Here is a 25,093-nt window from a genome sequence, read left to right on the forward strand (position 1 = left end):
AAAAACCTCCGGAATAATCGCAGTATTTACCCCACTTAACACAGAATAGGGTTAGATGCGCCCCATCACAGGGGCGCAAAAAACGACTAACGTTTGCGATGCAGTAAGAAATAAACCGCCGGAATAACCAACATCGACAGCAAGGGTGCCGTTATCATGCCGCCAATCATGGGAGCGGCGATACGGCTCATCACCTCCGAACCGCTACCACCGCCCCACATAATGGGAAGCAGCCCTGCCATAATCGTGGCAACTGTCATTACCTTTGGCCGAACGCGAAGTACCGCACCTTCATGGATAGCCTGTAGCAACATCTTATTCCCCCCATCCGGTTCACGTGTGCGATATTTCTGAAGTGCATGATTAAGATAGAGCACCATAATAACGCCGAACTCCGCCGCCACCCCAGCCAGAGCAATAAAACCAACAGCTCCCGCAACGGATAAGTTATATCCCAGCAGCCATAATAACCAGACACCGCCAATCAACGAGAAGGGCAATGTCCCCATTATTAACAGGGCATCCGATATACGCTTAAAGGTAATAAATAACAGGACAAAGATAATCATTAACGTTACCGGCAAAACGATTTTCAATTTTGCCGTAGCGCGTTCCAGATATTCAAACTGTCCGGACCACGAGAGCGTTACCCCTTGCGGCAGTTTTACCTGCTGCGCTACCCGCTGCTGCATTTCGTCCACAGCCGATTTCAAATCCCGGCCACGCAGATCAACGTAGATCCAGTTCGAAAGGCGCGCATTCTCGCTTTTCAGCATCGGCGGCCCCTCTTTCACCACGATATCCGCCAGTTCACCTAACGCAATCTGGCTGCCATTTTCCGTGATCACCGGCAATTTTCGCAAATCATCAACGTTATCACGTATTTCTCGCGGGTAACGCACATTGATGGGATACCGTTCCCGCCCCTGTAGCACTTCACCAATATTTTCTCCCCCCACCAACGTTGAGACCAGCGACTGTAACTCTTTTACCGACACACCATAGCGCGCGGCTTGCTGCCGGTTAATGTTGATATCGACGTAGCGCCCGCCCGCCAGACGCTCCGCCAGTGCCGATGTTACGCCCGGCACGGTTTTCACCACCTGCTCGATTTGCTGCGCTACACGTTCAATATCAGCAATATTATTGCCGTTCACCTTAATCCCCACCGGGCTTTTAATACCGGTGGCCAGCATATCCAGGCGGTTACGGATAGGTGGCACCCAGACATTAGCGATGCCCGGCACGCTAACGGTTTTATCCAGTTCTTCCACCAGTTTTTCCGGCGTCATCCCTGCTCGCCACTGATCGCGTGGCTTAAAGCGAATGGTGGTTTCCACCATGGTTAACGGCGCGGGATCGGTTGCACTCTCAGCTCTGCCGGCCTTACCAAATACGCTCGCCACTTCCGGCACACTTTTAATCAGCCGGTCGGTTTGCTGCAATAAACGCCCGGCTTCGCGCGCAGAGATCCCCGGCAACGTCGACGGCATATACAGCAAATCGCCTTCGTTAAGCGGCGGCATAAACTCGCTGCCCAACCGGCTCAACGGCCATAACGTTGCCAGCAGTAACAGCAGCGCCACCGCCAGCGTCGCTTTCGGCCAAGCCAGCACTTTATCCAGCAGAGGCTCATACAGGCGAATCAGAAAACGGTTAATGGGGTTGGCTTTCTCATCAGGGATCTTGCCGCGAATAAACAAGCCCATCAGCACCGGAACCAGCGTGATACCAAGCCCGGCTGCTACTGCCATCGCCCAGCTCTTGGTGAATGCCAGCGGCGAGAACATACGCCCTTCCTGCGCTTCGAGTGAAAACACAGGAATAAACGACAAAGTGATAATCAGCAGGCTGCAAAACAACGCCGGCCCCACTTCGACTGCCGCCTGTTCTGAAAAACGCCAGTAATCCGCACCGGTTGGCTGGCGGTCAGGGTTATCGTGCCGCCACTGCTCCATCACTTTGTGCATGTTCTCAATCATCACAATGGCCGCATCCACCATCGCGCCAATCGCAATCGCAATCCCGCCAAGCGACATGATATTGGCGTTGATGCCCTGGTAATGCATGACGATAAACGCGCCAAGTATCCCCAGCGGCAGTGACACAATTGCCACTAATGCCGAACGGAAATGGAACAGGAACAACGTGCAAACCAGCGCAACAACGATAAATTCCTCAATTAATTTATGCGTCAGCGTTTCAACCGCGCTCTCGATCAGCGTCGAGCGATCGTAAACCGGCACGATCGCCACACCATCGGGCAGCGTTTTTTGCACCTCGCTGAGTTTCGCTTTCACCGCATGAATGGTATCGAGCGCGTTTTTGCCATAACGCATAACGATAATGCCGCCCGCGACTTCGCCTTCGCCATTATATTCCGCCACACCACGGCGCAGTTCCGGCCCAAGGCGCACCGTCGCCACATCGGAAAGCATCACCGGCACACCGTCCCGGCTGGCAATGACTATCTGGCGAAAATCTGCCAGTTGCCGCAAGTAACCGGTAGTGCGCACCATAAATTCGGCTTCGCCCATCTCCAGCAACGCGCCGCCGCTCTCCTGATTCGCCGCCTGCACAGCGCTGACAATCTGTTCATGGGTGATATTTAGCGCCCGCATTTTCGCGGGATCCGGCACAACCTGATACTGCCGCACCATACCGCCAACACTTGCTACTTCCGCGACGTTCGGTACCGTTTTGAGTTCAAATTTCAGCGTCCAGTCCTGCAACGCGCGCAAATCTGCCAGATTATGTTTACCGCTGCGATCCACCAGCGCGTACTCATAAATCCAGCCCACACCGGTCGCATCCGGCCCTAACCCAACGCTCACCCCCGCAGGCAACGATGACTGAATTTGACTTAAATTCTCCAGCACGCGAGAACGCGCCCAGTAGAGGTCGGTGTCATCATCGAACAGCACATAGACATAGGCATCTCCAAACATCGAATAGCCGCGCACCGTTTTCGCCCCCGGCACGGAAAGCATGGCTGTAGTCAACGGGTAAGTGACTTGATCTTCAATAAGTTGCGGCGCTTTGCCTGGATAGCTGGCGCGAATGATCACCTGCACATCAGAGAGATCCGGCAGCGCATCCAGCGGTGCGCGCTGGATCGACCAAATCCCCCAGCCGGTAAGCACCAGCGCGGCCAGCAGGATTAACAAGCGGTTACGCAGCGAGGCGCGAATGACGGCAGCAATCATTTCATTGCCTCCTGCGTGGGCATCAGATGAGTAATAACAGCGCCCTGTTCATCGTCCAGCGTAAAGCTGAACATCACCTTATCGCCCACTTTGATGGCGGGTTCAGGCTGCTTAAGCACGAAATCCATTGTCATCGCGCCCCAGTTCAGCGCCGGGATCGGCTGGTGCGATAACGTGATGCTGCCCGCCTCAATCGCTTTCACCACCCCGGTTGATTCGTAGGTTTGCACTTTCTTCGCGGGAGTTTGCGGCGCCTGTTGGTGCGGCAGTGCGCTACGCAAGCTCGCTTCTGAGTCAATCAGGAACTGGCCGGACGTCACTACGTTGTCGCCCTCTTTCAACCCGGAAAGCACTTCGGTCCAGCCCTGTGCCGTACGCCCGGTGGTGACGTTAACCGCCTGGAAATGACCGTCCCCTGTCGCCAGTAACACGCGGCTTGCCGCACCGGTTTCAATCAGCGCCTCTTCCGGAATAGCCAACACGTCAGACTGCTGCGCCGATGCAGGCTGCGTTACGGTCAGGAACATGCCGGGTTTGAGTTTTTGCTGCGGGTTATCCAGCACGATGCGCGCTTTCAGCGTCCGGGTGGTGGTTTCAAGCTGTGGCAGCAACTCACTGACGCGGCCGTGAAACTGCTCGCCCGGCCAACTACCCGATGTGGCAATGATTTCGCTACCCGCAGTAAGTGCCTGCGCCTGGCTTTGCGGGTAATCGACCACCAGCCAGACAGGATCAAGGCTCGCCAGCTCAAAGAGAACTTGCGTAGCGGCTACTTGCGCACCTTCGCGGGAATCAAGCTTGACCACATAACTGTCACGATCGGCGCGCAGCGTGAGCCGGGTTTGCGGTTTTCCGCTACGTTCAACCGCGCGAATAATGGCATCTGGCATAAACTGCAACGCCAGCCGCTCGCGGGCTGCACGCGTCAGTTCACCATCGCCCAACTGGCGCACCGCCAGATACTCCTGCTGCGCCGTGGTCCACTGAGGGATCCACAACTGCGCCAGCACTTCGCCTTTTTTCACCCACTGCTGTGGCGCGCGGACAAACAGTTTTTCCACTACCCCCGCCGCCGGAGACGGCACGCTCTGAATACTGCGCTCATCAGTGGTTACCGTGGCGAAGGCAGAAAACGCGTCGGCAAGCGCACGTTTGCCCACCTTCGCCGTGGTCATCCCCAGGTTTTGCTGCTGCTGCGCACTGACGCTAACACCGCCGCTGGCAGGTGTTTCATCGGCATAACGTGGCACCAACGGCATATCCATAAACGGTGATTTACCTGGCTTGTCAAAACGCTGATCCGGCACCATTGGATCGTACCAGTAGAGCACTTTTCGTTGCGGCGTCGGCTCGCCGGAAGCCGCAGGCGCACTGTGCTGGCGACCAGCGAAATACCCAACGCCCGCAGCCAGGCAAGCCGCAACCACGACGGCTAAAATCGTTTTCTTCATTACCTTAACTCCTGTGGGATCAGCCAGCGGATTGCGGCCCATTTCTGCGCCATCGCTTTCTCGGCCTGGTTCGCGGCCAGTTCGCTATCAAGCACATTGCGACGTGCTTCCAGCAGTGCAGAGAGATCTGACTGTCCGGAACGATATTGCGCCGCCAGTAACGTGGCTCGCAGGCGAACCAGTGGCAGCACTTCGTCACGCTGGCGCATCCACAGGGTTTGCGCGGCGTTATATTCGGCAATAAGCGAATGCAGCTGTGCAGCGTGATCGCGCTCAGCCAGCGCCAACTGGTCGTTGGCCTGCATGGTGCGGGAGACATCGGCGGCGTGATCTTTGTCCTGCCGGTGGGACTGGAACAGCGGCAAATCGACGGTAAACATGACCCCAGCCATATCTTCGTACCCTTCGGCGCGACGCCCATACCAGACTTCCACCTCGACATCCGGGATGGCGGCAACCGCCGATTGTGCAGAACGCGCTTTCGCGCTGTTCGCCATGCTGGCAGCAGCGATAATGTCAGGATGCTGCGCGATGCCCTGCTCCAGCGTTTTTTCATCCGCAGGCAGACGTTGATACCGTGGAAGCTCGCCGGAAACGGCGCTCACATCCTCGCCAGTCAACTGCGTCAGGCGGGTTTGCGCCAGTTGCACATCGCGTTCGGCAAGCGTGAGCTTATCGCGCATTGCGCTTAGCCCAACCCGGAAAGCCAGCACGCTGTCTGGTGCAGCATTGCCGGCACCCACGCTGGCGCGCTGCGCGCTTTGCTGGCGTTCGGTTTCTGCCAGCAATTTACGCGCGGTCTGCAACGCCTGTTGTGAAAGCGCTAATTCGAGCCACGCCTGGGCGGTGTCGCGCTGTAAATTGGCGCGCACGACGGCGGATTTGGCGCTGACACTTTGCGCTTCGGCTAACAAAGTATCGGCTTTGCGATCGCGTTTTTCGGCACTGACATACTGCTGCATGATGCCAATCCGCTGCATCGTCATCCCTTCGCGGGTTAAACGGCGATCGTTGTTGCCCTGAACCGGGACGTTTTCAATACCGAATTTCAGCTTCGGGTCGGGTAACTGGCGGGCAGAATCTGCCATCGCATCCAGCGCCTGCGCCTCATTGCGGTTAGCGGAAAGTTCTGCGGAATAGCGCTCAGCGGCGGCAAGGGTTTGCGTCAGCGTCAGTGACTCCGCCTGCGCGGCGGAGCACATCAGTCCAAGCAACACCCCGCCGAGCCGCAGGCTCAGCGAGTAACGTTTCATTGTTGCCCCCGGTTAGCGTTGCGGCGTTAATGAAACGAGCTGATAGCCGTTTTCGCTTTGCACAAAAGTGAAGTCGACCTTATCGCCCACTTTCACCGGAGCAAACGTGTTGCCTTTGGCCAGTGCAAACTGCATGGTCATTGGCGGCCAGTTCAGTGCGGGAATGGCTTTATGGGCAATCGAAATCGTATCGGGGGTGATTTTTTTGATAACGCCCTGGCTTTGGTAGGTTTGCATTTGGCTATGCATCGCCGGGTGCTGCGACATATCGTGCATACCGTGCATTACGGGCATATCTTCCGCGTGAGCGGCCAGGGAGAAAAACAGCACGCCAGAGAGCATGCAAAGAAGAGAAGAACGCATAATAAAACTCCTGTTAGACAATGAAATTAATAAAATTCAATGCATTAACAGGTTTTTATTCACGGAACCGGCAAAAACGAATCGTTGCCGGCGGGCCTATCGCGGGAGGGGTTAACGACCATCCGTCATGCGCAACGGAGGCACAAACTGGTTCCGCGACCGCAAGCGTCAGCGAAACGGGCAGCGCCACCAGTGAAGCGTGATCGGTGTCTTTTTGCGCCAGATCCGGGACACAATGTTTTTCGCACAGCGGCGTTTTCATGATGTCCATTTGCGGCGCACTGTCAGACATCGCCATTCGATGATCCATATGCTGAACCATCACATTTTCACCCTGCACGCTTACATCACAGTTATGCGAAGCAATTGCCACCTGGCTTTGAATAAGCAACCAACCAAACGCCATCAGCAGCATCAACAGATGCCGCTTAATAAAGCGTAATCGGTATAGCCAGCCTGCGTGCATAATGTCGCCATGGGTGAAAGAAAAGTAACGGCGAGTATAAGCAGCATCATTTTTATTTTTAAAGTGTTTTTTAACTAATTTACGTCAGGAAATAAAACGCAACCAAAACCGTTAAATTCGTTAACTTATCAGCACCTTTTAAATAACAAATTTATCATTTCCGATTAATGCCGTTTATTGCTCAGCCACTATTAATTGAGTGGAGTGATAACAAATTAACGAGATTATTCGCTCAACACATCGCTTTGTTGATTTTAATCATCTATCCGTTAGCGGTTATTCGGCACATTGCGTTGCCAGTTTTTTTACTTACTTTTCCTTCAGGTCAACCTCCGGGGCCAACAACATGTTATTAACACTCATTGAACTGCTGATAGGCGTGGTGGTGATTGTCGGCGTGGCGCGCTACATCATCAAAGGCTACTCCGCCACCGGCGTGCTGTTTGTCGGCGGTCTGGCGCTATTAATTGTCAGCGCACTGATGGGCCACAAAATATTACCCGGCAGCGCCGCCAGCACCGGTTATAGCGCTACCGATATTGTCGAATACATTAAAATCCTGCTGATGAGCCGTGGTGGCGACCTCGGCATGATGATCATGATGCTGTGTGGTTTTGCCGCTTATATGACCCACATCGGTGCTAATGACATGGTGGTGAAGCTGGCTTCGCGCCCGCTGCGCTTTATCAACTCGCCTTACCTGCTAATGATTGCTGCCTATTTTGTCGCTTGCCTGATGTCGCTGGCAGTCTCTTCCGCAACTGGCCTTGGCGTGCTGTTAATGGCAACCCTGTTCCCGGTGATGGTCAACGTAGGCATTAGCCGCGGTGCAGCGGCAGCGATTTGCGCCTCTCCGGCAGCAATCATTCTTTCGCCCACCTCCGGTGACGTGGTGCTGGCCGCGAAAGCCGCAGAGATGCCGCTTATCGACTTCGCGTTTAAAACCACCTTGCCCATCTCTATCGCGGCGATTATCGCCATGGCGATTGCGCACTTCTTCTGGCAGCGCTATCTGGATAAAAAAGAGCATATCGTCAGCGAAATGCTGGATGTGAAAGACATAACCACCAATGCACCCACGTTCTACGCCATCCTGCCGTTTACGCCGATTATCGGCGTACTGATTTTCGACGGCAAATGGGGCCCTGAACTGCATATCATCACCATTCTGGTGATTTGCATGTTGCTGGCGGCAGTGCTGGAATTTTTGCGCGGTTTCAACACGCAAAATGTCTTTTCCGGGTTGGAAGTGGCTTATCGCGGCATGGCGGATGCCTTTGCCGGCGTGGTGATGTTGCTGGTTGCCGCCGGGGTTTTCGCCCAGGGCTTAAGCACCATTGGCTTTATCCAGAGCCTGATTTCAATTGCCACCTCCTTCGGCTCAGCGAGCATTATTTTGATGCTGGTGCTGGTCACGCTGACGATGCTGGCGGCGATGACCACCGGCTCCGGTAACGCGCCGTTCTACGCGTTTGTCGAGATGATCCCAAAACTGGCGCATGAATCAGGTATCAACCCGGCTTATCTGTCGATTCCAATGTTGCAGGCTTCCAATCTTGGGCGCACCATTTCCCCGGTTTCCGGCGTGGTGGTTGCCGTGGCGGGGATGGCGAACATTTCCCCCTTTGAAGTGGTGAAACGGACATCGGTGCCGGTGATCGTCGGTCTGATTGTGGTGATCATCGCGACCGAAATATTGGTTCCGGGTGTCGCAGTACATTAATTTATAAACGCCATTTATGAAAAAGCGCCTGCCCGGCGCTTTTTTTATGGTTTAATAACGCATGGCAATTACCCGGATACATCCATCAGGAACTGTTATGTTTATAAAGGGATTCTTCACCTGCACAAGCCTTGCCGCAACGCTGTTCTCCGTCGCTTATGCCGCACCACTCAAGCCCACACAGTATGGTGACTTTGACCGCTATGTTCTGGCGCTCTCCTGGCAAACCGGTTTTTGCCAGAGCCTGCATGCGCAAGGTCGCAATGAGCCCGATGAGTGCCGGCCGCAAAAAGAACCCGCTAACAAAGCTGATTATCTGACCGTGCATGGTCTGTGGCCAGGTCTGCCAAAATCCATCGCCGCGCGCGGCGTCGACGATCGCCGCTGGATGCGCTTCGGCTGTGCCACGCGTCCGATTCCCAATATGCCGGAGGCGAAAGCCAGCCAGAAATGCGCCACAGCGGAAACCGGCCTGTCGCTGGAAGTTGCTAATAAACTCAACGCCGTCATGCCGGGCGCGGGCAGTACCACCTGCCTTGAGCGCTATGAATATGCCAAACATGGCGTCTGTTTTGGCTTCGATCCGGACGACTATTTCGGCGCGATGGTACGCCTGGACACCGAAATCAAACAGAGTGCGCTCGGCCAGTTTCTGGCAGAAAACTACGGGAAAACCGTCACCCGCGATGCATTTAACGAAGCCGTCGCAAAAGCTTACGGCGAACAAAGCGTGAAAGCGGTGAAACTGACCTGTAGCGGCAACCCGGCGTGGCTGACGGAAATGCAGATCGCCATCAAAGCTGAGGCGATAAACGCCCCGCTCGCGGCAACATCTTTACTGCCGCAACCGCACCCTGGCAACTGCGGAAACAGCTTCGTGATTGATAAAGCCGGATACTGAAAAACCATAATTCCGGCAAATGTGCGCGGCATCACTTCACAGCGCGCTGTCGTGTCAGTATCATCCCTTGTAGACAAACCCTCGCTGCCAGTCGGCGAGGGTTTTTCTTTGGATCAATCACCTGACATGGAGTACCAGATGTCCAGACCTGCCATTATCATTAATGAGCGAGACGCCGAGCGCCTCGACCGTCTGCTTGAGCAGCCCGCTCACGCTAACCTGCCGGTCGCGGATGCGCTAAATGAAGAGTTGGATCGCGCCCAGATGTGCGCACCAGAAGCGATGCCACACGATGTGGTAACCATGAACAGCACGGTAAAATTCCGTGAGCTGAAAAGCGGTGAAGAGCGCGTGCGCACGCTGGTTTATCCGGCGAATGTGACCGACAGCGCCAGCCAGCTTTCGGTGCTTGCGCCTGTCGGCGCAGCGCTGCTGGGCTTGCGCGTTGGCGATACCATCCACTGGGAACTGCCAGGCGGCACCACCACCGACCTTGAAGTGCTCGAACTGCTGTACCAGCCCGAAGCCGCAGGCGATTTCATGCGCTAAGCCTCGCCCTGCGTTGTTGTGCAGAGGATGCGCCCGCATCCTCTTTCCGTTCCTGCCCGTTTATTCTTCAGATTTGCCATCCAGGCAGCAAAATATTCCTCCCGTTTATGATTCAATCAGAAGGACATAACCTACAGGGAGAAGCGTTTATGTATCAGACAATCATTATGCCGGTCGATGTTTTCGAAATGGAGTTAAGCGACAAAGCCGTGCGTCACGCGGAATTTCTCGCTCAGAGTGAAGGCGTCATCCACCTTTTGCATGTGTTACCCGCCTCTGCCAGCCTGAGCTTGCACCGTTTCGCCGCTGATATACGCCGTTTCGAAGAGCATCTGCATCAGGAAGCGCAAACACGCCTTAGTACCATGATCACGCACTTTCACATTGATTCTTCACGCATTCATGTTCATGTTCGTTCAGGGAACGTGCGCGATGTGGTCAATGAGTTAGCCGAAGAGTTGAATGCCGATATGGTGGTGATTGCCTCGCGTAATCCGTCCATCTCCACCCACCTGCTCGGCTCGAACGCCGCGAATATCGTGCGCCACGCACACATTCCGGTGCTGGTGGTCAGATAAAGACGCTCAGGCGTAAAAAAAAGAGGCTACCCAAGGTAGCCTCTTTACATTTGCAGGTATTGTTTACTTTCTTATTTTTGCTTACGCAGTTTTGGTGCGGATAAGGTAGTCAAACGAACTCAGAGACGCTTTGGCACCTTCACCCGTGGCAATAATGATCTGTTTGTACGGCACCGTGGTGCAGTCGCCCGCAGCAAACACACCTTTCACGCTGGTTTCACATTTCGCGTCGATAATAATTTCGCCCATGCGGTTGCGCTCAATCGCGCCTTCCAGCCAGGTGGTATTCGGCAGCAGACCAATTTGCACGAAAATCCCCGCCAGCGCCACGCTGTGCACATCGCCGCTCACGCGGTCGCGGTACTCAAGGCCGGTCACTTTGCTGCCGTCGCCTTTCACTTCTGTGGTCTGCGCGTTGAGGATAATGTCGACGTTTTTCAGGCTGCGCACTTTGTCCTGCAATACCTGATCAGCTTTCATTTCCGGGGCGAATTCGAGCAATGTCACGTGCTCGACAATCCCCGCCAGATCGATAGCCGCTTCCACGCCGGAGTTACCACCGCCGATCACCGCCACGCGCTTACCTTTAAACAGCGGGCCGTCACAGTGCGGGCAGTAAGTCACGCCTTTGGTGCGATACTGATCTTCACCCGGCACGTTCATGTTGCGCCATTTCGCGCCGGTGGCAATGATAATGCTGCGTGCTTTCAGCACCGCGCCGGAGGCGGTTTGGATCTGATGCAGACCGCCTTCAACCGCTGCCGGAACCAGCTTGCTGGCGCTCTGGCTGTCAATCACATCGACATCGTAATCCGCAACGTGCGCTTTCAGCGCGCCCGCCAGTTTCTGGCCTTCGGTTTTCGGCACGGAAATGTAGTTTTCAATATCCACAGTATCCAGCACCTGACCGCCGAAACGTTCGCCCATCAAGCCGGTACGAATGCCTTTACGCGCTGAGTAAACCGCCGCTGCCGCGCCCGCCGGGCCGGAGCCAACAATCAGCACGTCGTAAGCGTCACGCTTGTTAAGCTCTTCTGCCGCGCGTTTTTCCGCGCCGGTATCAATTTTGGCGACAATTTCGCTCAGCGTCATACGCCCCTGGCCGAACTCGTTGCCATTAACGAACACGGCCGGAACGCCCATCACGTTGCGATCGGTAATTTCGTTCTGGAACGTACCGCCATCAATCGCCGTGTGCTTGATACGTGGGTTCAGCACCGCCATCAGGTTCAGCGCCTGTACCACGTCCGGGCAGTTGTGGCAGGAGAGCGAATAGTAGGTCTCAAACTCAAAATCGCCGTCCAGATCGCGGATCTGCTCCAGCAGCGCCTGCGCCTCTTTCGACGGATGACCACCCGTCCACAGCAGCGCCAGTACCAGTGACGTAAATTCGTGACCCAGCGGCGAACCGGCAAAACGCGGGCCGGTATTTGAGCCTGGGTTAGTAATCAGGAATGACGGTTTACGCACCGCCAGGCTGTTGTCTTCTTTGAAGGAGACCTTGTCTGACAGCTCAGCAATTTCAGTCAGCAGTTCTTTAATTTCTGCCGATTTCGCACTGTCATCCAGCGTAGCAATCAACTCAACAGGTTTGGTCAGTTTCTCAAGATAGGCCTTGAGCTGGGTTTTCATCGTGGTGTCGAGCATAACGTTCTCCCTTAAAAACATCATCATGCAAGCCGAATCATTTAAGGCTGCATCAATGCAACTTGCATCATGGTGCTGAATAAAACGGGCACCCAAAAGCACCCGTTAACAATAGTAATTTCCGAAGTATTTCACGCCAGAGCAAGGCGGCTAGCCTGAGAGTCCCCGGGAGCTTACACCAGTAAGTGACCGGGGCGAGCAGGTGACGCCAACGCCGCTATGACGTGAAAGACGACAGGAAATTTAGATTTTACCGACCAGGTCCAGGGACGGAGCCAACGTCGCTTCACCCTCTTTCCATTTCGCCGGGCACACTTCACCTGGGTGAGAAGCCACGTACTGCGCTGCTTTGATTTTACGCAGCAGGTCAGATGCGTCGCGGCCGATGCCTTCAGCGGTGACTTCGATAGCCTGGATAATGCCCTGCGGGTCAACAACGAAGGTTGCACGATCAGCCAGACCTTCATTTTCACGCATGTTGTCGAAGTTACGGGTCAGGGCGCCAGTCGGGTCGCCGATCATCGCGTATTTGATTTTCGCGATGGTTTCGGAGCTGCTGTGCCACGCTTTGTGGGTGAAGTGGGTGTCGGTGGAAACAGAGTAAACGTCCACGCCCAGTTTCTGCAGCTCGTCGTAGTGATCAGCCACGTCGCCCAGTTCAGTCGGGCATACGAAGGTGAAGTCAGCCGGGTAGAAGAAGAAGACGCTCCAGCGGCCTTCGGTATCTTTCTCGGTTACTTCGATGAACTCACCGTTTTTGAACGCCTGGTTTTTAAAAGGTTTAATCTTGGTATTAATTAAGGACATCTATACTTCCTCCGTGTTTTCGTTGGGGTGTAAGTTAACGAACTTCGATTGATTGAGCCAATGCGTTTGCTTTATCAAATCAATAAGTGTTAGCTAACAACCCACAACGAGCAACCTTGTGAACGGCTGAATTGCCAAAAGTAAAAAGGCCACCGCGACGGGTGGCCTCGATACCTGAAATACCCGTGGGTAACTTCAGCGCCAGCAAGCTGGCTTTGCGTTGCGCTCATAACCTGTTGGTCATCAAGCGTTGTTGATTACACCACTGCGGGCACGTGAGAACAATGCCTTACCCGGCGGTCTTACCGATGGTTGTGATAGGTTTTCTCTACCCTTGTTCTTTCCCACTGTTTTTATAAGGATTTTTATGCTCAAGCGCCTGTTAATGCTGACCCTGCTTCCGCTGACTCTGCACGCCGAAGAACTGCCCGCGCCGGTAAAAGCCATTGAAAAGCAAGGCATCACCATCATTAAATCCTTCGACGCGCCCGGTGGCATGAAAGGCTACCTCGGCAAATATCAGGAGATGGGCGTCACCATTTACGTCACGCCGGATGGTAAACACGCTATCTCCGGCTATATGTACGACGACGCAGGCACCAATCTGAGCGAAAAGTTGATCGCCAAAGAGATTTACGCCCCAGCGGGCCGTGCGCTGTGGCAGCAGATGGAAAAAGCCGACTGGCTGCTGGATGGCAAAAAAGAGGCACCGCGCGTGGTATACGTCTTTGCCGACCCGTATTGCCCGTACTGCAAACAGTTCTGGCAGCAGGCGCGTCCGTGGGTGGAGTCCGGCAAAGTGCAGATCCGCACGTTGCTGGTTGGTGTGATCAAACCGGAAAGCCCGGCGGCCGCGGCAGCGATTATGAGCGCAAAAGATCCGGCGAAAAGCTGGCACGATTTTGAACAATCCAATGGAAAAATGGCGCTAACACTGCCGAAAAGCGTACCGCCGGAAATGATGAAAAAGCTCAATATCAACCAGAAAATCATGGACGATCTTGGCGCGAACGCCACGCCTGCCATTTACTACATGAATGAAGACAACGTGTTACAGCAGGAAGTCGGTTTGCCGGACGCGGAAAAACTGAAAACCATCATGGGCGAGAAATAACGGCGGCGCAGGCAGCACCGCCGTTTACGTGTTACAGCTTACACAGGCGCTCTGCTGCCGCCAGCAGCGTCGACTCCTGTTTGGCAAAGCACAGGCGAATCAGCTTGTGCGGGAAGGGATCGGCGCAGAACACCGACAGCGGGATCGCCGCCACACCCACCTCTTTGGTCAGCCACTGGCAGAAACTCACATCATCAAGATCGGAAACCGCACTGTAATCCGCCAGCAGGAAGTAAGTGCCCTCGCACGGTAAAATCTCCAGCTTGCTGTGGCTGAGCGCATTGACCAGCACATCGCGCCGCGCGCGGTAAAATTCCGGTAGATCACGATAATGTTCCGGCGCGGCGCGCAGCATATCCGCCAGCGCCAGTTGCGCCGGAGTATTCACCGAGAATGTCAGATACTGATGTACCTTGCGCAGCTCCGCGCTAATGGCGGCAGGTGCCACGCAGTAACCCACTTTCCAGCCGGTCATATGGTAAGTTTTGCCGAATGACGACACCGCCACCGCCCGCTCGCGCAGTTGCGGATGCGCCAGCACGCTGGCATGGCCCTCTTCGGCAAAACAGATGTGCTCATAAACTTCATCGCTCAGAACATAAATTTCGCGCCCGGCAATCGCCTGCCATAACGCAGTGAAATCCGCCTTTTGCCACACCGTGGCTGATGGATTGTGCGGCGTGTTCAGAATCACCAACCGCGTGCGATCGCTGAGCAGCCCCGCAAACTGCTGCCAGTCGACGCGAAAATGCGGCGGTTGCAGCGCAATGCGTTTCAGCACCCCGCCGGAAAGCTCGACCGCTGGCGCGTAACTGTCATAGCTCGGATCAAAGCAGATCACCTCATCGCCCTGGCGCACCAGCGCAGTAATCGCCGCGTACAACGCTTCGGTCGCCCCGGCGGTGACGGTGATATCGGTATTCACATCCGGTTTATGCCCGTACAGCGCGGCCGTTTTATCGGCAATCGCTTCACGCAGCGCCTGCACACCAGTCATCGGCGCGTACTGATTCGCCCCCTGCGCTACGTGGAACGCTAAACGCTCCTGTAAATAGCGCGGGCCGTCGAAATCCGGGAAGCCTTGCGACAGATTAATCGCCTGGTGCTGCTGCGCCAGGGCGCTCATTTGCGTAAAGATGGTGGTGCCAAGCGCGGGAAGTTTACTTTGTGGAATCAGTGCGTTATTGCTCATTATTAGCTGCCTGCCTGTTATACGCGTGTTGCCGCCACTATAACACGATGCTAGTATTTGGCAATCAAGACGCTTAGACGTCTATACGATAACAATATTCCTTATAAGGAAGGGTGATGACAGACAACCTGCAACTCCAACAACTCGTCGCCGCCTGCCACTGGATCGGCGCCCAAGGCTGGGCGCCAGCCACCGGCGGGAATATGTCCGTGCGCCAGGACGCCGACTGGTGCTGGCTAAGCGAATCCGGCAAAGACAAAGGCAGCCTGACGACCGGGGACTTTTTGCAGGTTTCCATTGCCGATAACCACGCGCCCTCCGGCCGTAAACCCTCGGCGGAAACCGGCCTGCACACGCTGATTTACCGCCTCTACCCGGACGCCAACGCCGTATTGCACGTACACACCGTGAACGCGACGGTGCTCTCGCGGGTGGAAAAATCCCCTGTCCTGCATCTGAACGGTTTTGAGATGCAAAAATCCCTGAGCGGCCAGACCACGCACCTGGACACCGTGCCGGTGGCCATTTTCGACAACGACCAGGATATCGACGCGCTGGCGGCTCGCATCGCCGACTATGCGCAGACACATCCGCTGCGCTATGGTTTTCTGCTACGTGGCCACGGGCTAACCTGCTGGGGGCGCGATGTCGCCGAAGCCCGCCGCCACCTGGAAGGGCTGGAGTTTTTATTTGAATGCGAAATGCAGCGTCGCCTGCTGGAGAGATCATGATCCGCGCTATCGTTACCGATATTGAAGGCACCACCAGTGATATCCGTTTTGTGCATAACGTCCTGTTCCCTTACGCCCGTGAACGCCTGGCGGCGTTTGTCACGGCGGAGCAGTACAACGAGCCGGTGAGCACCATCCTGGATAATCTGCGGGAAGAGATCGCCCAGCCACAAGCCAGCATCGCCGAACTGATTGAGGTGCTGTTTGCTTTTATGGATGAAGATCGCAAATCAACGGCGCTGAAAGCGTTGCAGGGCATTATCTGGCGCGACGGTTATGTGAACGGCGATTTCAAAGGCCACCTTTACCCGGACGTGTTGCCCCAGCTTGAGAAATGGAAAGCGCAGGGTGTTGATCTGTATGTATATTCCTCTGGCTCGGTGGCGGCGCAAAAACTGTTATTTGGCTACAGCGACGAAGGTGATATTACTCCTCTGTTCAGCGGGTATTTCGACACGCTAGTTGGCGCGAAACGCGACGTGCAGTCGTACCGCAATATTGCCGCACAGATTGGGCTGCCGCCCGCGTCCATTTTGTTCCTCTCCGATATTCACCAGGAGCTGGACGCCGCCGAAGCGGCAGGTTTTCGCACCACGCAACTGATTCGCGGCGATGATGACGCAGCCAGCCATCATTACCAGGTTCCCTCTTTCAGCAACATTAAGCCGGAGCAGATCCCTTCATGAGCGCACTGACGATTTACACCGATACCGATGCCAGCACGCCGGTGTGGCACAGCACCGACGCCGCAGAGATCCAGCAAAAACTGAACGCCAAAGGTGTGCGTTTTGAACGCTGGCAGGCCGACCGCGATCTCGGCACAAACCCGACACCGGAGACGGTGATCACCGCTTATCAGCACGCCATCGACAAACTGGTGGCCGAGAAAGGTTATCAGAGCTGGGATGTGATCAGCCTGCGCGCCGACAACCCGCAGAAAGAGGCGATGCGCGCCAAATTCCTTAACGAACACACGCATGGCGAAGATGAAGTGCGCTTCTTTGTGGAAGGCGCTGGCTTGTTTTGCCTGCACATCGGCAGCGACGTTTACCAGGTGCTGTGCGAGAAAAACGACCTGATTTCCGTCCCCGCCGGAACCCCGCACTGGTTTGATATGGGCTCAGAGCCAAACTTCACGGCGATCAGGATTTTTGATAATCCCGAAGGGTGGATCGCGCAGTTTACCGGCAGTGAAATTGCGGACGGGTATCCGCGGTTGGGTTAAGCTTTTTTATTCTTCCAGAAATAGCTGTAATTAAATGTTGCAATAAATTATCTTTTGAATGTAAAGGCATAGACAACTATGCCTTTATTACATTAACCTACTAACCTTAATTCACCCTCATATCTCTGTAGGATGTTTTTTATTTTGCTGTATAAATTAGTCTGTTCGAAATGTTGCGAGGAATAATAAAGCCGAAGGTTCCTTTCTATTTTATCCTGATTGATGTTTTTGTCATTTGTAAAAGCGCCTTTATAAAGTTTACTTAAAACATTCGTAAAATCATGTCCATTGCAGATATGGAGTATATCTACCGCTTTACTTTTATATTCATTGTAAAGTCTCAATATATAATCTCTATCTATTTCTTTTTTATATCGCCTCAATACACTATCAATAAAAGCGTTTTTATCAAAAATTATTCTAAAATCATCGAAATGCAAAAAAAGTTCTACATCTAAGCTCGCAAAATTAAAACCAAAATCATGTTCGATATTTATCCATTTCAAAATACCAATATGATAACAAACATCCAATATATTCTTTTCAATTTCTGATATTAGAGTGTTTTCATCAATATGCTCATAACTTTTTGGGTTTGTGTATTCGAAGAAAAACTTCCTCATAAACCCGCAGTTAATCATCATAACTTCAATATCATGGAAATCGGTTAGAAATATATCTTTATAAGTTCGTTCTAATATCAAATCGAAATCTGCATCACATACTCCATAGACTTTATCATTACCTGCTTCACGTAATTTGCGTACAGATTCAATAACCGAAATCTTGCCCTTACAAGGTGAGTCATAATGAATAGAATCATGAAGTTTCATACATTTAAAAAAACTTATATCTGTTCTACCCTCCACTACAATTAATATCTTCCCAGAATATTTCTCACTTTTGAATAAGAGCATCATTGAACCAACCCAATCAAGTTCTGTCGTACTCTCTTTTAATGACTTCATAATCTAAATCCCCTCCCCACTCATATCAAACAAGTCATGAGTAAGATCCCAGCGGGTGTTTATTATCGTAGGTGAGTGCGTTGCAATTAACACATTAATTGGCTTATTAATTTTTTGTATTTTACTTACAGCTTCAAGGAAAATTTTTTGCCAAGCAACGTGAAGGGAAATCTCGGGCTCATCAATCAGGATTACTGTCTTTTCTTTAGGTTTAAAGATCATATCATAATAAATTATGACCTGATTTTGCTCACCGGAAGATAAGCTATTTAAGGGAATAATTTCATTCTCATTACCTTCTTCAACAAAATAAAAACCTCTTTCTTTATTAACTTTTATTTTTTTAAAAGATAAAACACTATCACTAATTATATTGACAAATAAATCTATTTTTTTATACAAATCAGCATACGGCTCAAGTTTTTTTAATGCATCGGCAACATATAAATTTAGTACCTCACCGTAAGCCGCAGAAATTTCCGAAGAAAGGAAATAATTAGATGAAAAACCATCATCTGACTCAATTAGTTCATATTTTAGTAAATCATCTTTTATATCCTGCAGCCCCCTAAGCCTTTCTGTAATATTTATGTATCTACTTCCACCCACTGAATTCTCTATTTTTTCAAAAAGCCTAGTCGGAAAAGATGAATCTAATTTCTGAGAAGTGATCGAAGCATTTAATGAAACTTTCGCCATTCTTTTTCTTAGATCTTCCGCTAATTGACTTATTTTAATTTTTTTTGAATCCAAATCTTGCAGTCACTGAGCTTTAATAAAGATAGATGTAATATCACCAAAGTATGACAAAAAAACATCTGGTTTTAACCCTAAAAAGTCATTTTTTGTATCAAGACTTTTTAGACGCAGTTCTATTTTCTCACCTTTATCATCTACATAGTAAATATCCTTATCATTAGATATCTCTTCATTTATATGCTCAACTGTTACTCTATCTGCTTTTAAATCTGACAAAGTTATCATTAAATTTGTATGATTTCTTTCAATACTTATTGAGAGGCCACCAACAAATGATAAATAAATCGATTTGAATTTTATACTAGATAAGTTCTTGAAATCGTTTTTTAGGATAGAATCAATTATTCTTAAAAGCATTGTTTTACCATAACCATTTGGCCCAGTAATAATGCTTATATCTTGTGACTCCAAAATAAGGTTGTAATCTAAACGTCCAAACAACCCTTTAACAATCATAGCCTTATAGACATTCCTTATGACCTCTATGATCTGATGAATACTATCATTCTACGTATAACATATATATTTCCAAAAATTCATCACTACATCGCACTCTTTAACTTGAGGAAAATAACTGTTAACCGTAATGGTAGCATGACTATTTCTGCACAAAAAAAATTATTATATTCGTATTATCAGATTTCGCTAGCATGTCATTGCCGAGATTTTAGAAATTGATGTTTTATCATATCGATAGCATTATTTTCGTTAATTATATACCAACCTAATAATACACCATAGCAAATATAATCAACGAATATTGTTTATGACTTTACTTGGCTCGATTCCCACTAATCTCGCCAAATGTACAAACTCGACCACATCTAATCTTCTTTCACCACTCTCAATTTTGGCGATAAAGGATTGTGGACGGCCGAGTGCTTCGGCAAGCTGCGCCTGCGTGATGCCGCGTTCTTTGCGAGCTCTTTTGAGGGCGATGATAACGCGTTGGTACTCTTCTGAATAAATGGAGGCCATAAAATCGATTCCTTGAAAAATATCCTGAAATCGAATATCTATCGGTTGCCTTTTTATCCCAAAACAGGATAATTGAGCACATAACAACCACGTGTAAGGAGAACACAATGGAAGATCAGAACTGGCATCCAGCAGATATCATTGCCGCATTGAAAAAACGTGGCACCAGTCTGGCGGCGTTGTCTCGCGAATCAGGATTATCCTCATCAACACTGGCGAACGCACTGTCAAGACCGTGGCCAAAAGGTGAGTATTTAATCGCTCAGGCACTGAATATAGCGCCGGAAACGATATGGCCAGATCGCTATAGGGATCAAAAAGGAAACAAAATTGAACGTCGCTTTCGCAAAGCCTTTCGTTGATTATGCTTTATAAACAAAAGGTTATTGTTTTACCTCCTTGCTCTCTTCCACTTGAGGGGAGAGCAAAATACGTTAAGCTGATGCTGAATGAAGATTCTTGGTATCGGGTGATTAACGCCATTGAAAATCCCCCCAAACCCAATGAAAAACTCAAGCAAGCAGCCAAACGGCTGTCGAAAATCAAATCCTGAGGGTGATTCCCTCCTTAAATTGATAGCTTCCCTTCAAAGAAAAATTACCAGCCTGACCGTTTTGCTACCATTATCAAACTTCCCCGCGCCCCGCACTGGCAATCTCCCCCGTCACAGGCAACACTCTGTAAGCTGCCAGCACATATAAAGGAGCAAAACATGACGGGTGATTTTTACTGGATTAACGAACCGCAGCAGTGGCGCGAAACGCAGGGCAAAGTGGAAGTGGTGACCGATGGAAGCACCGATTTCTGGCGTAAAACCTGGTACGGATTTGAGCGTTTCAGCGGCCACGGTTTTGTGCGCGATGTGACGGGTGATTTCACCTTTCAGGTGCGGATACAGGCGCGGTTTTCCGAGCTGTATGACCAGGCGGGCCTGTTGTTGGTCGCGGACGAGCAGAACTGGTTAAAAGCCGGGATTGAGTTTAACGATGGCGCGCCAGCCATCGGCAGCGTGCTGACGCAGGGTTATTCGGACTGGGCGACCGGTATTTTCCCCGGTGACGCGGGCGATTTCTGGCTGCGCCTGAGCCGCAAAGGCGACGCGCTACGGCTGCAATACTCCACCGATGGGCGCGTCTGGCCCCTGCTGCGGCTGTGTCATTTTCCGCATTCGCGCTGCGCGATGGGTGTGATGTGCTGCACGCCGGAACGAGCCGGGCAGGAAGTCGCGTTTTCAGATATGACGCTCACGCCGTTGCTGGAGAAAGATCTGCACGACTTGAGCTAGTTTCGCCATGCTTCCACCGGGGATCACCGTTTCGTTTTCCGTTCGGTGACAACCAACAACACAGGCGACCGAAAGAGTGGTTTATACGTTTCGGTTGCCAGAAAACGGAAAGCTCACACACCGTTAGAAATATCGCTTCCCTAATTATTTACCTCATAAGTAATTTGCTTTGCTACATGATATTTCAGTGCAGCTAAATGATGCCGTTAAATATCGACAACCAATACAGGATATATTATTTGAAAAATTACAAACCATCATAAATATATTATATAAACCCGACATCACATCTTTTATTAAAAAGCTTACTGATTGTATTTTATGGTCATTTTTAACGTTCATTAACTAGCTAACTAAAAAACAAAACCCACCTCTCTTTTTATTAAATCATCTATGAAGGTTTCGCTTTAGTCGCCGATAAAAATAGAGTTCACCCTGGATATGGAAAGCACCTGAGGCCGTTATGACCATTTTAAAGAAACTGTTATTTGTATTTGCCATTACGTTTATTGCCATGATTGTGCTCGGTGGTTTAAGCATCCGGGCATTAGATAATGCGCAATCACGTTTTGATTATGTTGTTGAAAATAGTTTACCGAGTATCAGCAAGCTCAGCGAAGCGCTCCAGCACCGCGAAGAAGCCCGCCGGCAGATCCTGATGTCCCTGCTGATAAACGATGAAGCGGTATTCACTAAACATATGGCACAAGCGAAAGATGAGTTAAATAAAACCAATGAGATATTTAAATATTATCGCGAGCAACTTATTAGCGATGATATTGATGGTCAGTTATTGAAAAAAACGCAGGATTCCTTTGATGACTATCTGCAAAAAGCAGAATCCATGGTCGGCGTTTATCATAGCGAAGGTATTGAAGCCGCACGCAAAATGGTGTCGGATGGCGGTATTACTGCTAATGCCTCTGTTGCGCTTAGCGCCAATTTAAAAGAGATGCTGGTGCATAATTATAAAATTGCCGCAACATATGCTGAAAATAACCATACGCAATATATCAATACCTTCTGGTTATTGGTCGGAACCATTATCTTTTTACTGGTGTTAATTGGCGTATTCGCTTCAACGATCCTTAGCTATTTAAACAAAGGGTTAAAAAATCTGCAAAACAGTATGGGAACCATCAGCAGCACGCTGGATTTAACTGTCAAAGTGGATCTCAATAAAAAAGATGAACTGGGCGCAACCGCCACCAGTTTTAATGAGTTGATGGCAAAAATCCGCGAAGTGCTGAGCAGTGTGAAAGACGCCAGCAACGAAGTGGATGTCGCGGCAAGCGAAATCGCCAAAAGCAATGATGATCTGTCATCGCGTACCGAATCGCAGGCCTCGTCACTGGAGCAGACCGCCGCCAGCATGAACGAACTGTCGGCCACGGTGCGGCACAATATGGACAACGCCAAAGAGGCAAATGCCTTTATTGGTCGTGTGCAAACCATGGTGAATGAAAGCCATCGTGAGTTGAGTTCACTGCAAAAATCCATCGACGATATTTCTGCTTCTTCGGCGAAAATCTCCGAAATCACCGACATTATTGACGGCATCGCTTTCCAGACTAACATCCTCGCGCTCAACGCGGCGGTGGAAGCAGCCCGCGCAGGTGAGCAGGGTAAAGGCTTTGCCGTGGTCGCCGGTGAGGTGCGTTCGCTGTCGCAACGCTCTTCTGTGGCGGCGCGCGATATTCGCGGCTTAATCGACGAGGCGATTAAAAATGTCGGCCAGGGCGTCAGCTATGCCGCCAACGTGACTACGCGGATGAACGAAGCGCTGGGCGCGGTCGATGAAACCACGGTGCTGATAAACCAGGTAAATAACTCTTCAACCGAGCAGAGCCACGGTATTGATCAGGTTAACGTGGCGGTCAGCCAGATGGAGGGCAACTTGCAGCAGAACGCCGCCATGGTTGAAGAGATGGCCACTGCCGCGAACTCACTCAGCCACCAGGCCGGTAAACTGCTTAACGATGTAAATGCCTTTAAGCTGTAACCCACACTGGTCAGGCAAGCGCATATCCTGAGCACTTGCCTGACAATCTCATCGCGCTCTCTTCCCTCAAAAATATCTATTTCAGATTCATCATACTGATGCTCAGCAGCAGTGCCAGACTCTGCTTCTGCAACGGAATACAAACAGAAAATCACAGAGGCCTACTTTGGCATGGCATTGCGGGGCGCTGGAACATAAACACCCTGGCGATTTGCGTAGCTAAAACGATCAAATAACTATTTGAGTTAATTCGCAAGTGTGGTTTTTATATGTCTTATAAAGCGAACAAAGAGGATTAGCCTTCTCCCATGAAAATCTTAAGAATTTCACTTCTGACAGTATCGCTATCAATTTGCAGTGCGGGCGCCGTCACATTTAATTTAGGCAAGGACATTCAGCAATGCCTTACTTTACCTGCCGATGGCGATGGCGATGGCGATGGCGATGGCGATGGCGATAAGAAAAACCAGACACAATGTAAAAATGAACTGAAAGAGAAATCACAAAAATCACTAGAAGAAACAATCACTAAGATAAAGAAATTGATAAACAACAATTATGATACGCCCTATCACCTTAATGATCCGGAAGGCAGCGAAATAAAAGATCTCTTTTGGGAGAGATTTAATAAATCTCAACAGCTTTGGATCGCATCACGAAATGAGTTCTGCGCAGCGTCAGCGTTATTAGTTGGCGAGTGGGCGGCAAGCCAGGATGATTTACAGACGCAATGCATCATTAATCAAAACAATGATCGCGAGCAGTTATTAAAAGCGACCTATATAAAATAAGCCGCAAGGCACCTTATGCCGGAGTATTTTTGCTGTCGCAGGAAATAAAGCCGGTGGTGATCTTCCCGGCTTCTACAGTAAGCCAAACGCCTCCGGTAAATGGCTAACAAACGCGGTTTTATCGGCTGGATAGTGCCGCGATAACGCAATAAATATCGCCATCAGGTGATGTTTATCATCTGCGTTTAATGTTTGCAGTTCAGCGGCAACCTGCTCCAGCGCGTTGATGGCGGCGTCCTGCTCCAGTTGGTTTTCACCGGTGAACTCAAGGAAAATGACCAAATCAGCGACCACTTTCGCCAGCGCGATTTCACAACGTGTTGGCAATTTCACCTCTCCTTATGGATGCATTTTCAATTGTTTCGGCGCAAATATCACAAAGCGGAACCGCCTTCTTTAACAATCAGCGCTTTCATATGTTCAATACTGAAAACACCCCATTTACCGCCGTAGTCGTTAAAAATTTCCACCGCGAGGCGGTACTCCTCTTCGCTGATGGGCGCGTCTTCTTCGACGATATAATCGCAGATCGTTTCGAACGCTAAACCGCTTTCACCGAAATCGACGTACTCAATGGCAAAGCGCAGTTTCTCTGCATTAACGCGGCCAGCAAAACGTGCACCAAAAACGTTGATGCTTTCGCGCATTACGATCCTCTCTTCTCCCGCGATTCGTTGACCAGCGCACAGACCACCGGCACAGATACGGCCAGCAAAAACAGCACGATGCTGGTCATTGTGTTACCCGCGTTTTCACGCCAGCTGCCGAGCAGCGCTGAAAGGAGAAAAAATCCCACACCGCAGAGCAGCATCACCTTGCCAAAAAGGCGGTTCGCCCGATACCAGGCCGTGTCATCCCGCAAGGTTAGCGCGGTACGCACGCCGTAAAAATGATTGGGTTTAATACGTTGTCGCGCCAGCGGAATGGCAACCGCCATTAACACCAGTATCCCAACGCTGAGGGAGAGAAAGATGTCGTTCATTGCAGGCTCCTTATGCTGAGCAGACACACCCCGGACATTCGTTATGGCAAAACATCATGTTCCCGGCAACGGGATAAAGCAACGGCAATCCCTTGAGTGGGATTGCGCATGTGTTTAGCGAA

General features: G+C 51.0%; 28 protein-coding genes. 13 read left to right on the top strand and 15 right to left on the bottom strand.

Features of this window, described 5'->3' with window-relative positions; translation table 11 throughout:
* Window positions 1-86: 86 nt before the first annotated feature.
* From C813_RS39455 to C813_RS39475, 5 genes are read right to left on the bottom strand one after another with little or no spacing between them, the layout of a single operon-like run.
* A complete protein-coding gene (locus C813_RS39455; protein WP_017455873.1) occupies window positions 87-3,206 on the bottom strand; it encodes an efflux RND transporter permease subunit in 3,120 nt (1,039 codons plus the stop codon).
* Window positions 3,203-4,657 carry an efflux RND transporter periplasmic adaptor subunit gene (locus C813_RS39460; RefSeq protein WP_017455872.1) on the bottom strand — a complete coding sequence of 485 codons (1,455 nt, stop codon included), beginning with the start codon at window positions 4,655-4,657 and terminating at the stop codon, window positions 3,203-3,205. The genes C813_RS39455 and C813_RS39460 overlap by 4 nt, the downstream gene beginning before the upstream one ends.
* Window positions 4,657-5,910, bottom strand: a complete 1,254-nt coding sequence (locus C813_RS39465) for a TolC family protein (RefSeq protein WP_017455871.1) — start codon at window positions 5,908-5,910, stop codon at window positions 4,657-4,659. Before C813_RS39465 ends, C813_RS39460 begins: the two co-directional genes overlap by 1 nt.
* Window positions 5,911-5,922: 12 nt before the next feature.
* Window positions 5,923-6,273, bottom strand: a complete 351-nt coding sequence (locus C813_RS39470) for a copper-binding protein (protein WP_025263689.1) — start codon at window positions 6,271-6,273, stop codon at window positions 5,923-5,925.
* 55 nt (window positions 6,274-6,328) lie between these two features.
* Window positions 6,329-6,739, bottom strand: a complete 411-nt coding sequence (locus tag C813_RS39475; protein WP_017455869.1) for a hypothetical protein — start codon at window positions 6,737-6,739, stop codon at window positions 6,329-6,331.
* A gap of 346 nt (window positions 6,740-7,085) precedes the next feature.
* On the opposite strand from C813_RS39475, the gene dcuC reads away from it, so the two are divergent.
* The 4 genes from dcuC (at window position 7,086) to uspG (ending at window position 10,490) form a co-directional block, all read left to right on the top strand.
* Window positions 7,086-8,462: an anaerobic C4-dicarboxylate transporter DcuC gene (gene dcuC, locus C813_RS39480; RefSeq protein ID WP_017455868.1), complete on the top strand. Its 1,377-nt coding sequence runs from the start codon at window positions 7,086-7,088 to the stop codon at window positions 8,460-8,462.
* Window positions 8,463-8,559: 97 nt separating this feature from the next.
* Window positions 8,560-9,363 carry a ribonuclease I gene (rna, locus tag C813_RS39485; RefSeq protein WP_017455867.1) on the top strand — a complete coding sequence of 268 codons (804 nt, stop codon included), beginning with the start codon at window positions 8,560-8,562 and terminating at the stop codon, window positions 9,361-9,363.
* A 138-nt stretch (window positions 9,364-9,501) separates the two neighbouring features.
* Window positions 9,502-9,912: a nucleoside diphosphate kinase regulator gene (rnk, locus tag C813_RS39490; protein ID WP_017455866.1), complete on the top strand. Its 411-nt coding sequence runs from the start codon at window positions 9,502-9,504 to the stop codon at window positions 9,910-9,912.
* Window positions 9,913-10,061: 149 nt separating this feature from the next.
* Entirely contained in the window at window positions 10,062-10,490 is a 429-nt protein-coding gene (gene uspG / locus C813_RS39495; RefSeq protein ID WP_017455865.1) for a universal stress protein UspG, read from the top strand.
* An 81-nt stretch (window positions 10,491-10,571) separates the two neighbouring features.
* Here the strand turns inward: uspG and ahpF are convergent, their stop codons facing one another.
* Together ahpF and ahpC are read right to left on the bottom strand one after the other, a co-directional pair.
* Window positions 10,572-12,137 carry an alkyl hydroperoxide reductase subunit F gene (gene ahpF / locus C813_RS39500; RefSeq protein ID WP_017455864.1) on the bottom strand — a complete coding sequence of 522 codons (1,566 nt, stop codon included), beginning with the start codon at window positions 12,135-12,137 and terminating at the stop codon, window positions 10,572-10,574.
* Window positions 12,138-12,380: 243 nt separating this feature from the next.
* Window positions 12,381-12,944 carry an alkyl hydroperoxide reductase subunit C gene (ahpC, locus tag C813_RS39505; RefSeq protein WP_017455863.1) on the bottom strand — a complete coding sequence of 188 codons (564 nt, stop codon included), beginning with the start codon at window positions 12,942-12,944 and terminating at the stop codon, window positions 12,381-12,383.
* Window positions 12,945-13,311: 367 nt separating this feature from the next.
* Between ahpC and dsbG the strand changes: the two genes are divergently transcribed.
* Window positions 13,312-14,058 carry a thiol:disulfide interchange protein DsbG gene (gene dsbG, locus C813_RS39510; RefSeq protein ID WP_017455862.1) on the top strand — a complete coding sequence of 249 codons (747 nt, stop codon included), beginning with the start codon at window positions 13,312-13,314 and terminating at the stop codon, window positions 14,056-14,058.
* A 31-nt stretch (window positions 14,059-14,089) separates the two neighbouring features.
* Here dsbG and C813_RS39515 read toward each other — a convergent pair whose 3' ends face one another.
* Window positions 14,090-15,250, bottom strand: a complete 1,161-nt coding sequence (locus C813_RS39515; RefSeq protein WP_017455861.1) for a pyridoxal phosphate-dependent aminotransferase — start codon at window positions 15,248-15,250, stop codon at window positions 14,090-14,092.
* A gap of 116 nt (window positions 15,251-15,366) precedes the next feature.
* On the opposite strand from C813_RS39515, the gene C813_RS39520 reads away from it, so the two are divergent.
* Genes C813_RS39520 through C813_RS39530 form a run of 3 tightly spaced genes read left to right on the top strand, consistent with a single transcriptional unit; the run spans window position 15,367 to window position 17,206 of the window.
* Complete coding sequence (locus tag C813_RS39520; protein WP_017455860.1) at window positions 15,367-15,981, top strand: methylthioribulose 1-phosphate dehydratase; 615 nt, start codon at window positions 15,367-15,369, stop codon at window positions 15,979-15,981.
* Complete coding sequence (gene mtnC / locus C813_RS39525; protein ID WP_017455859.1) at window positions 15,978-16,667, top strand: acireductone synthase; 690 nt, start codon at window positions 15,978-15,980, stop codon at window positions 16,665-16,667. Before C813_RS39520 ends, mtnC begins: the two co-directional genes overlap by 4 nt.
* Complete coding sequence (locus tag C813_RS39530) at window positions 16,664-17,206, top strand: 1,2-dihydroxy-3-keto-5-methylthiopentene dioxygenase (RefSeq protein ID WP_017455858.1); 543 nt, start codon at window positions 16,664-16,666, stop codon at window positions 17,204-17,206. The genes mtnC and C813_RS39530 overlap by 4 nt, the downstream gene beginning before the upstream one ends.
* 92 nt (window positions 17,207-17,298) lie before the next feature.
* On the opposite strand, the gene C813_RS39535 is transcribed toward C813_RS39530, so the two are convergent.
* The 4 genes from C813_RS39535 to C813_RS39550 all read right to left on the bottom strand — a co-directional run bounded on the left by C813_RS39535 (window position 17,299) and on the right by C813_RS39550 (window position 19,911).
* A complete protein-coding gene (locus C813_RS39535) occupies window positions 17,299-18,174 on the bottom strand; it encodes a DUF4435 domain-containing protein (RefSeq protein ID WP_017455857.1) in 876 nt (291 codons plus the stop codon).
* 3 nt (window positions 18,175-18,177) lie between these two features.
* Window positions 18,178-18,873, bottom strand: coding sequence for an AAA family ATPase (locus tag C813_RS39540; RefSeq protein ID WP_017455856.1), 696 nt, complete (start codon window positions 18,871-18,873; stop codon window positions 18,178-18,180).
* Window positions 18,874-18,936: 63 nt separating this feature from the next.
* Complete coding sequence (locus tag C813_RS39545) at window positions 18,937-19,389, bottom strand: AAA family ATPase (protein WP_017455855.1); 453 nt, start codon at window positions 19,387-19,389, stop codon at window positions 18,937-18,939.
* A 294-nt stretch (window positions 19,390-19,683) separates the two neighbouring features.
* Window positions 19,684-19,911 (bottom strand): helix-turn-helix domain-containing protein, encoded by a 228-nt coding sequence (locus tag C813_RS39550; protein ID WP_017455854.1) that lies wholly within the window; start codon window positions 19,909-19,911, stop codon window positions 19,684-19,686.
* Between the two features lie 107 nt (window positions 19,912-20,018).
* On the opposite strand from C813_RS39550, the gene C813_RS39555 reads away from it, so the two are divergent.
* The 5 genes from C813_RS39555 (at window position 20,019) to C813_RS39575 (ending at window position 23,989) form a co-directional block, all read left to right on the top strand.
* Window positions 20,019-20,273, top strand: a complete 255-nt coding sequence (locus tag C813_RS39555) for a helix-turn-helix domain-containing protein (RefSeq protein ID WP_017455853.1) — start codon at window positions 20,019-20,021, stop codon at window positions 20,271-20,273.
* Between the two features lie 80 nt (window positions 20,274-20,353).
* Entirely contained in the window at window positions 20,354-20,464 is a 111-nt protein-coding gene (locus C813_RS47560) for a type II toxin -antitoxin system TacA 1-like antitoxin (protein ID WP_231943032.1), read from the top strand.
* Between the two features lie 159 nt (window positions 20,465-20,623).
* The gene (locus C813_RS39565) at window positions 20,624-21,196 is read left to right on the top strand and encodes a DUF1349 domain-containing protein (protein ID WP_017455851.1); all 573 of its coding nucleotides are present in this window, start codon (window positions 20,624-20,626) and stop codon (window positions 21,194-21,196) included.
* 463 nt (window positions 21,197-21,659) lie between these two features.
* On the top strand, window positions 21,660-23,198 hold the full coding sequence (locus C813_RS39570) for a methyl-accepting chemotaxis protein (RefSeq protein WP_017455850.1): 1,539 nt from the start codon (window positions 21,660-21,662) through the stop codon (window positions 23,196-23,198).
* A 308-nt stretch (window positions 23,199-23,506) separates the two neighbouring features.
* Complete coding sequence (locus tag C813_RS39575; RefSeq protein WP_017455849.1) at window positions 23,507-23,989, top strand: lysozyme inhibitor LprI family protein; 483 nt, start codon at window positions 23,507-23,509, stop codon at window positions 23,987-23,989.
* Window positions 23,990-24,061: 72 nt separating this feature from the next.
* Here C813_RS39575 and C813_RS39580 read toward each other — a convergent pair whose 3' ends face one another.
* The 3 genes from C813_RS39580 to C813_RS39590 are packed head-to-tail and all read right to left on the bottom strand — an operon-like array spanning window position 24,062 to window position 24,971.
* Window positions 24,062-24,322 (bottom strand): hypothetical protein, encoded by a 261-nt coding sequence (locus tag C813_RS39580; RefSeq protein ID WP_017455848.1) that lies wholly within the window; start codon window positions 24,320-24,322, stop codon window positions 24,062-24,064.
* Window positions 24,323-24,363: 41 nt separating this feature from the next.
* Window positions 24,364-24,636 carry a MafI family immunity protein gene (locus C813_RS39585; RefSeq protein WP_017455847.1) on the bottom strand — a complete coding sequence of 91 codons (273 nt, stop codon included), beginning with the start codon at window positions 24,634-24,636 and terminating at the stop codon, window positions 24,364-24,366.
* Entirely contained in the window at window positions 24,636-24,971 is a 336-nt protein-coding gene (locus tag C813_RS39590; RefSeq protein WP_017455846.1) for an SdpI family protein, read from the bottom strand. Before C813_RS39590 ends, C813_RS39585 begins: the two co-directional genes overlap by 1 nt.
* Between the last annotated feature and the right edge of the window lie 122 nt (window positions 24,972-25,093).

Origin of the sequence: Kosakonia sacchari SP1, assembly GCF_000300455.3 — a bacterium.
Lineage (GTDB): Bacteria > Pseudomonadota > Gammaproteobacteria > Enterobacterales > Enterobacteriaceae > Kosakonia > Kosakonia sacchari.

Coding starts and splice junctions, on each gene's coding strand:
- C813_RS39465 (WP_017455871.1), bottom strand. CDS start 5,910: ATGAAACGTTACTCGCTGAGCCTGCGGCTCGGCGGGGTGTTGCTTGGA.
- C813_RS39585 (WP_017455847.1), bottom strand. CDS start 24,636: ATGCGCGAAAGCATCAACGTTTTTGGTGCACGTTTTGCTGGCCGCGTT.
- C813_RS39530 (WP_017455858.1), top strand. CDS start 16,664: ATGAGCGCACTGACGATTTACACCGATACCGATGCCAGCACGCCGGTG.
- C813_RS39535 (WP_017455857.1), bottom strand. CDS start 18,174: ATGAAGTCATTAAAAGAGAGTACGACAGAACTTGATTGGGTTGGTTCA.
- C813_RS39575 (WP_017455849.1), top strand. CDS start 23,507: ATGAAAATCTTAAGAATTTCACTTCTGACAGTATCGCTATCAATTTGC.
- dsbG (WP_017455862.1), top strand. CDS start 13,312: ATGCTCAAGCGCCTGTTAATGCTGACCCTGCTTCCGCTGACTCTGCAC.
- ahpC (WP_017455863.1), bottom strand. CDS start 12,944: ATGTCCTTAATTAATACCAAGATTAAACCTTTTAAAAACCAGGCGTTC.
- rna (WP_017455867.1), top strand. CDS start 8,560: ATGTTTATAAAGGGATTCTTCACCTGCACAAGCCTTGCCGCAACGCTG.
- uspG (WP_017455865.1), top strand. CDS start 10,062: ATGTATCAGACAATCATTATGCCGGTCGATGTTTTCGAAATGGAGTTA.
- ahpF (WP_017455864.1), bottom strand. CDS start 12,137: ATGCTCGACACCACGATGAAAACCCAGCTCAAGGCCTATCTTGAGAAA.
- C813_RS39565 (WP_017455851.1), top strand. CDS start 20,624: ATGACGGGTGATTTTTACTGGATTAACGAACCGCAGCAGTGGCGCGAA.
- rnk (WP_017455866.1), top strand. CDS start 9,502: ATGTCCAGACCTGCCATTATCATTAATGAGCGAGACGCCGAGCGCCTC.
- mtnC (WP_017455859.1), top strand. CDS start 15,978: ATGATCCGCGCTATCGTTACCGATATTGAAGGCACCACCAGTGATATC.
- C813_RS39470 (WP_025263689.1), bottom strand. CDS start 6,273: ATGCGTTCTTCTCTTCTTTGCATGCTCTCTGGCGTGCTGTTTTTCTCC.
- C813_RS39555 (WP_017455853.1), top strand. CDS start 20,019: ATGGAAGATCAGAACTGGCATCCAGCAGATATCATTGCCGCATTGAAA.
- dcuC (WP_017455868.1), top strand. CDS start 7,086: ATGTTATTAACACTCATTGAACTGCTGATAGGCGTGGTGGTGATTGTC.
- C813_RS39545 (WP_017455855.1), bottom strand. CDS start 19,389: ATGATTGTTAAAGGGTTGTTTGGACGTTTAGATTACAACCTTATTTTG.
- C813_RS39590 (WP_017455846.1), bottom strand. CDS start 24,971: ATGAACGACATCTTTCTCTCCCTCAGCGTTGGGATACTGGTGTTAATG.
- C813_RS39520 (WP_017455860.1), top strand. CDS start 15,367: ATGACAGACAACCTGCAACTCCAACAACTCGTCGCCGCCTGCCACTGG.
- C813_RS39475 (WP_017455869.1), bottom strand. CDS start 6,739: ATGCACGCAGGCTGGCTATACCGATTACGCTTTATTAAGCGGCATCTG.
- C813_RS39570 (WP_017455850.1), top strand. CDS start 21,660: ATGACCATTTTAAAGAAACTGTTATTTGTATTTGCCATTACGTTTATT.
- C813_RS39460 (WP_017455872.1), bottom strand. CDS start 4,657: ATGAAGAAAACGATTTTAGCCGTCGTGGTTGCGGCTTGCCTGGCTGCG.
- C813_RS39515 (WP_017455861.1), bottom strand. CDS start 15,250: ATGAGCAATAACGCACTGATTCCACAAAGTAAACTTCCCGCGCTTGGC.
- C813_RS39540 (WP_017455856.1), bottom strand. CDS start 18,873: ATGGCGAAAGTTTCATTAAATGCTTCGATCACTTCTCAGAAATTAGAT.
- C813_RS47560 (WP_231943032.1), top strand. CDS start 20,354: ATGCTGAATGAAGATTCTTGGTATCGGGTGATTAACGCCATTGAAAAT.
- C813_RS39550 (WP_017455854.1), bottom strand. CDS start 19,911: ATGGCCTCCATTTATTCAGAAGAGTACCAACGCGTTATCATCGCCCTC.
- C813_RS39455 (WP_017455873.1), bottom strand. CDS start 3,206: ATGATTGCTGCCGTCATTCGCGCCTCGCTGCGTAACCGCTTGTTAATC.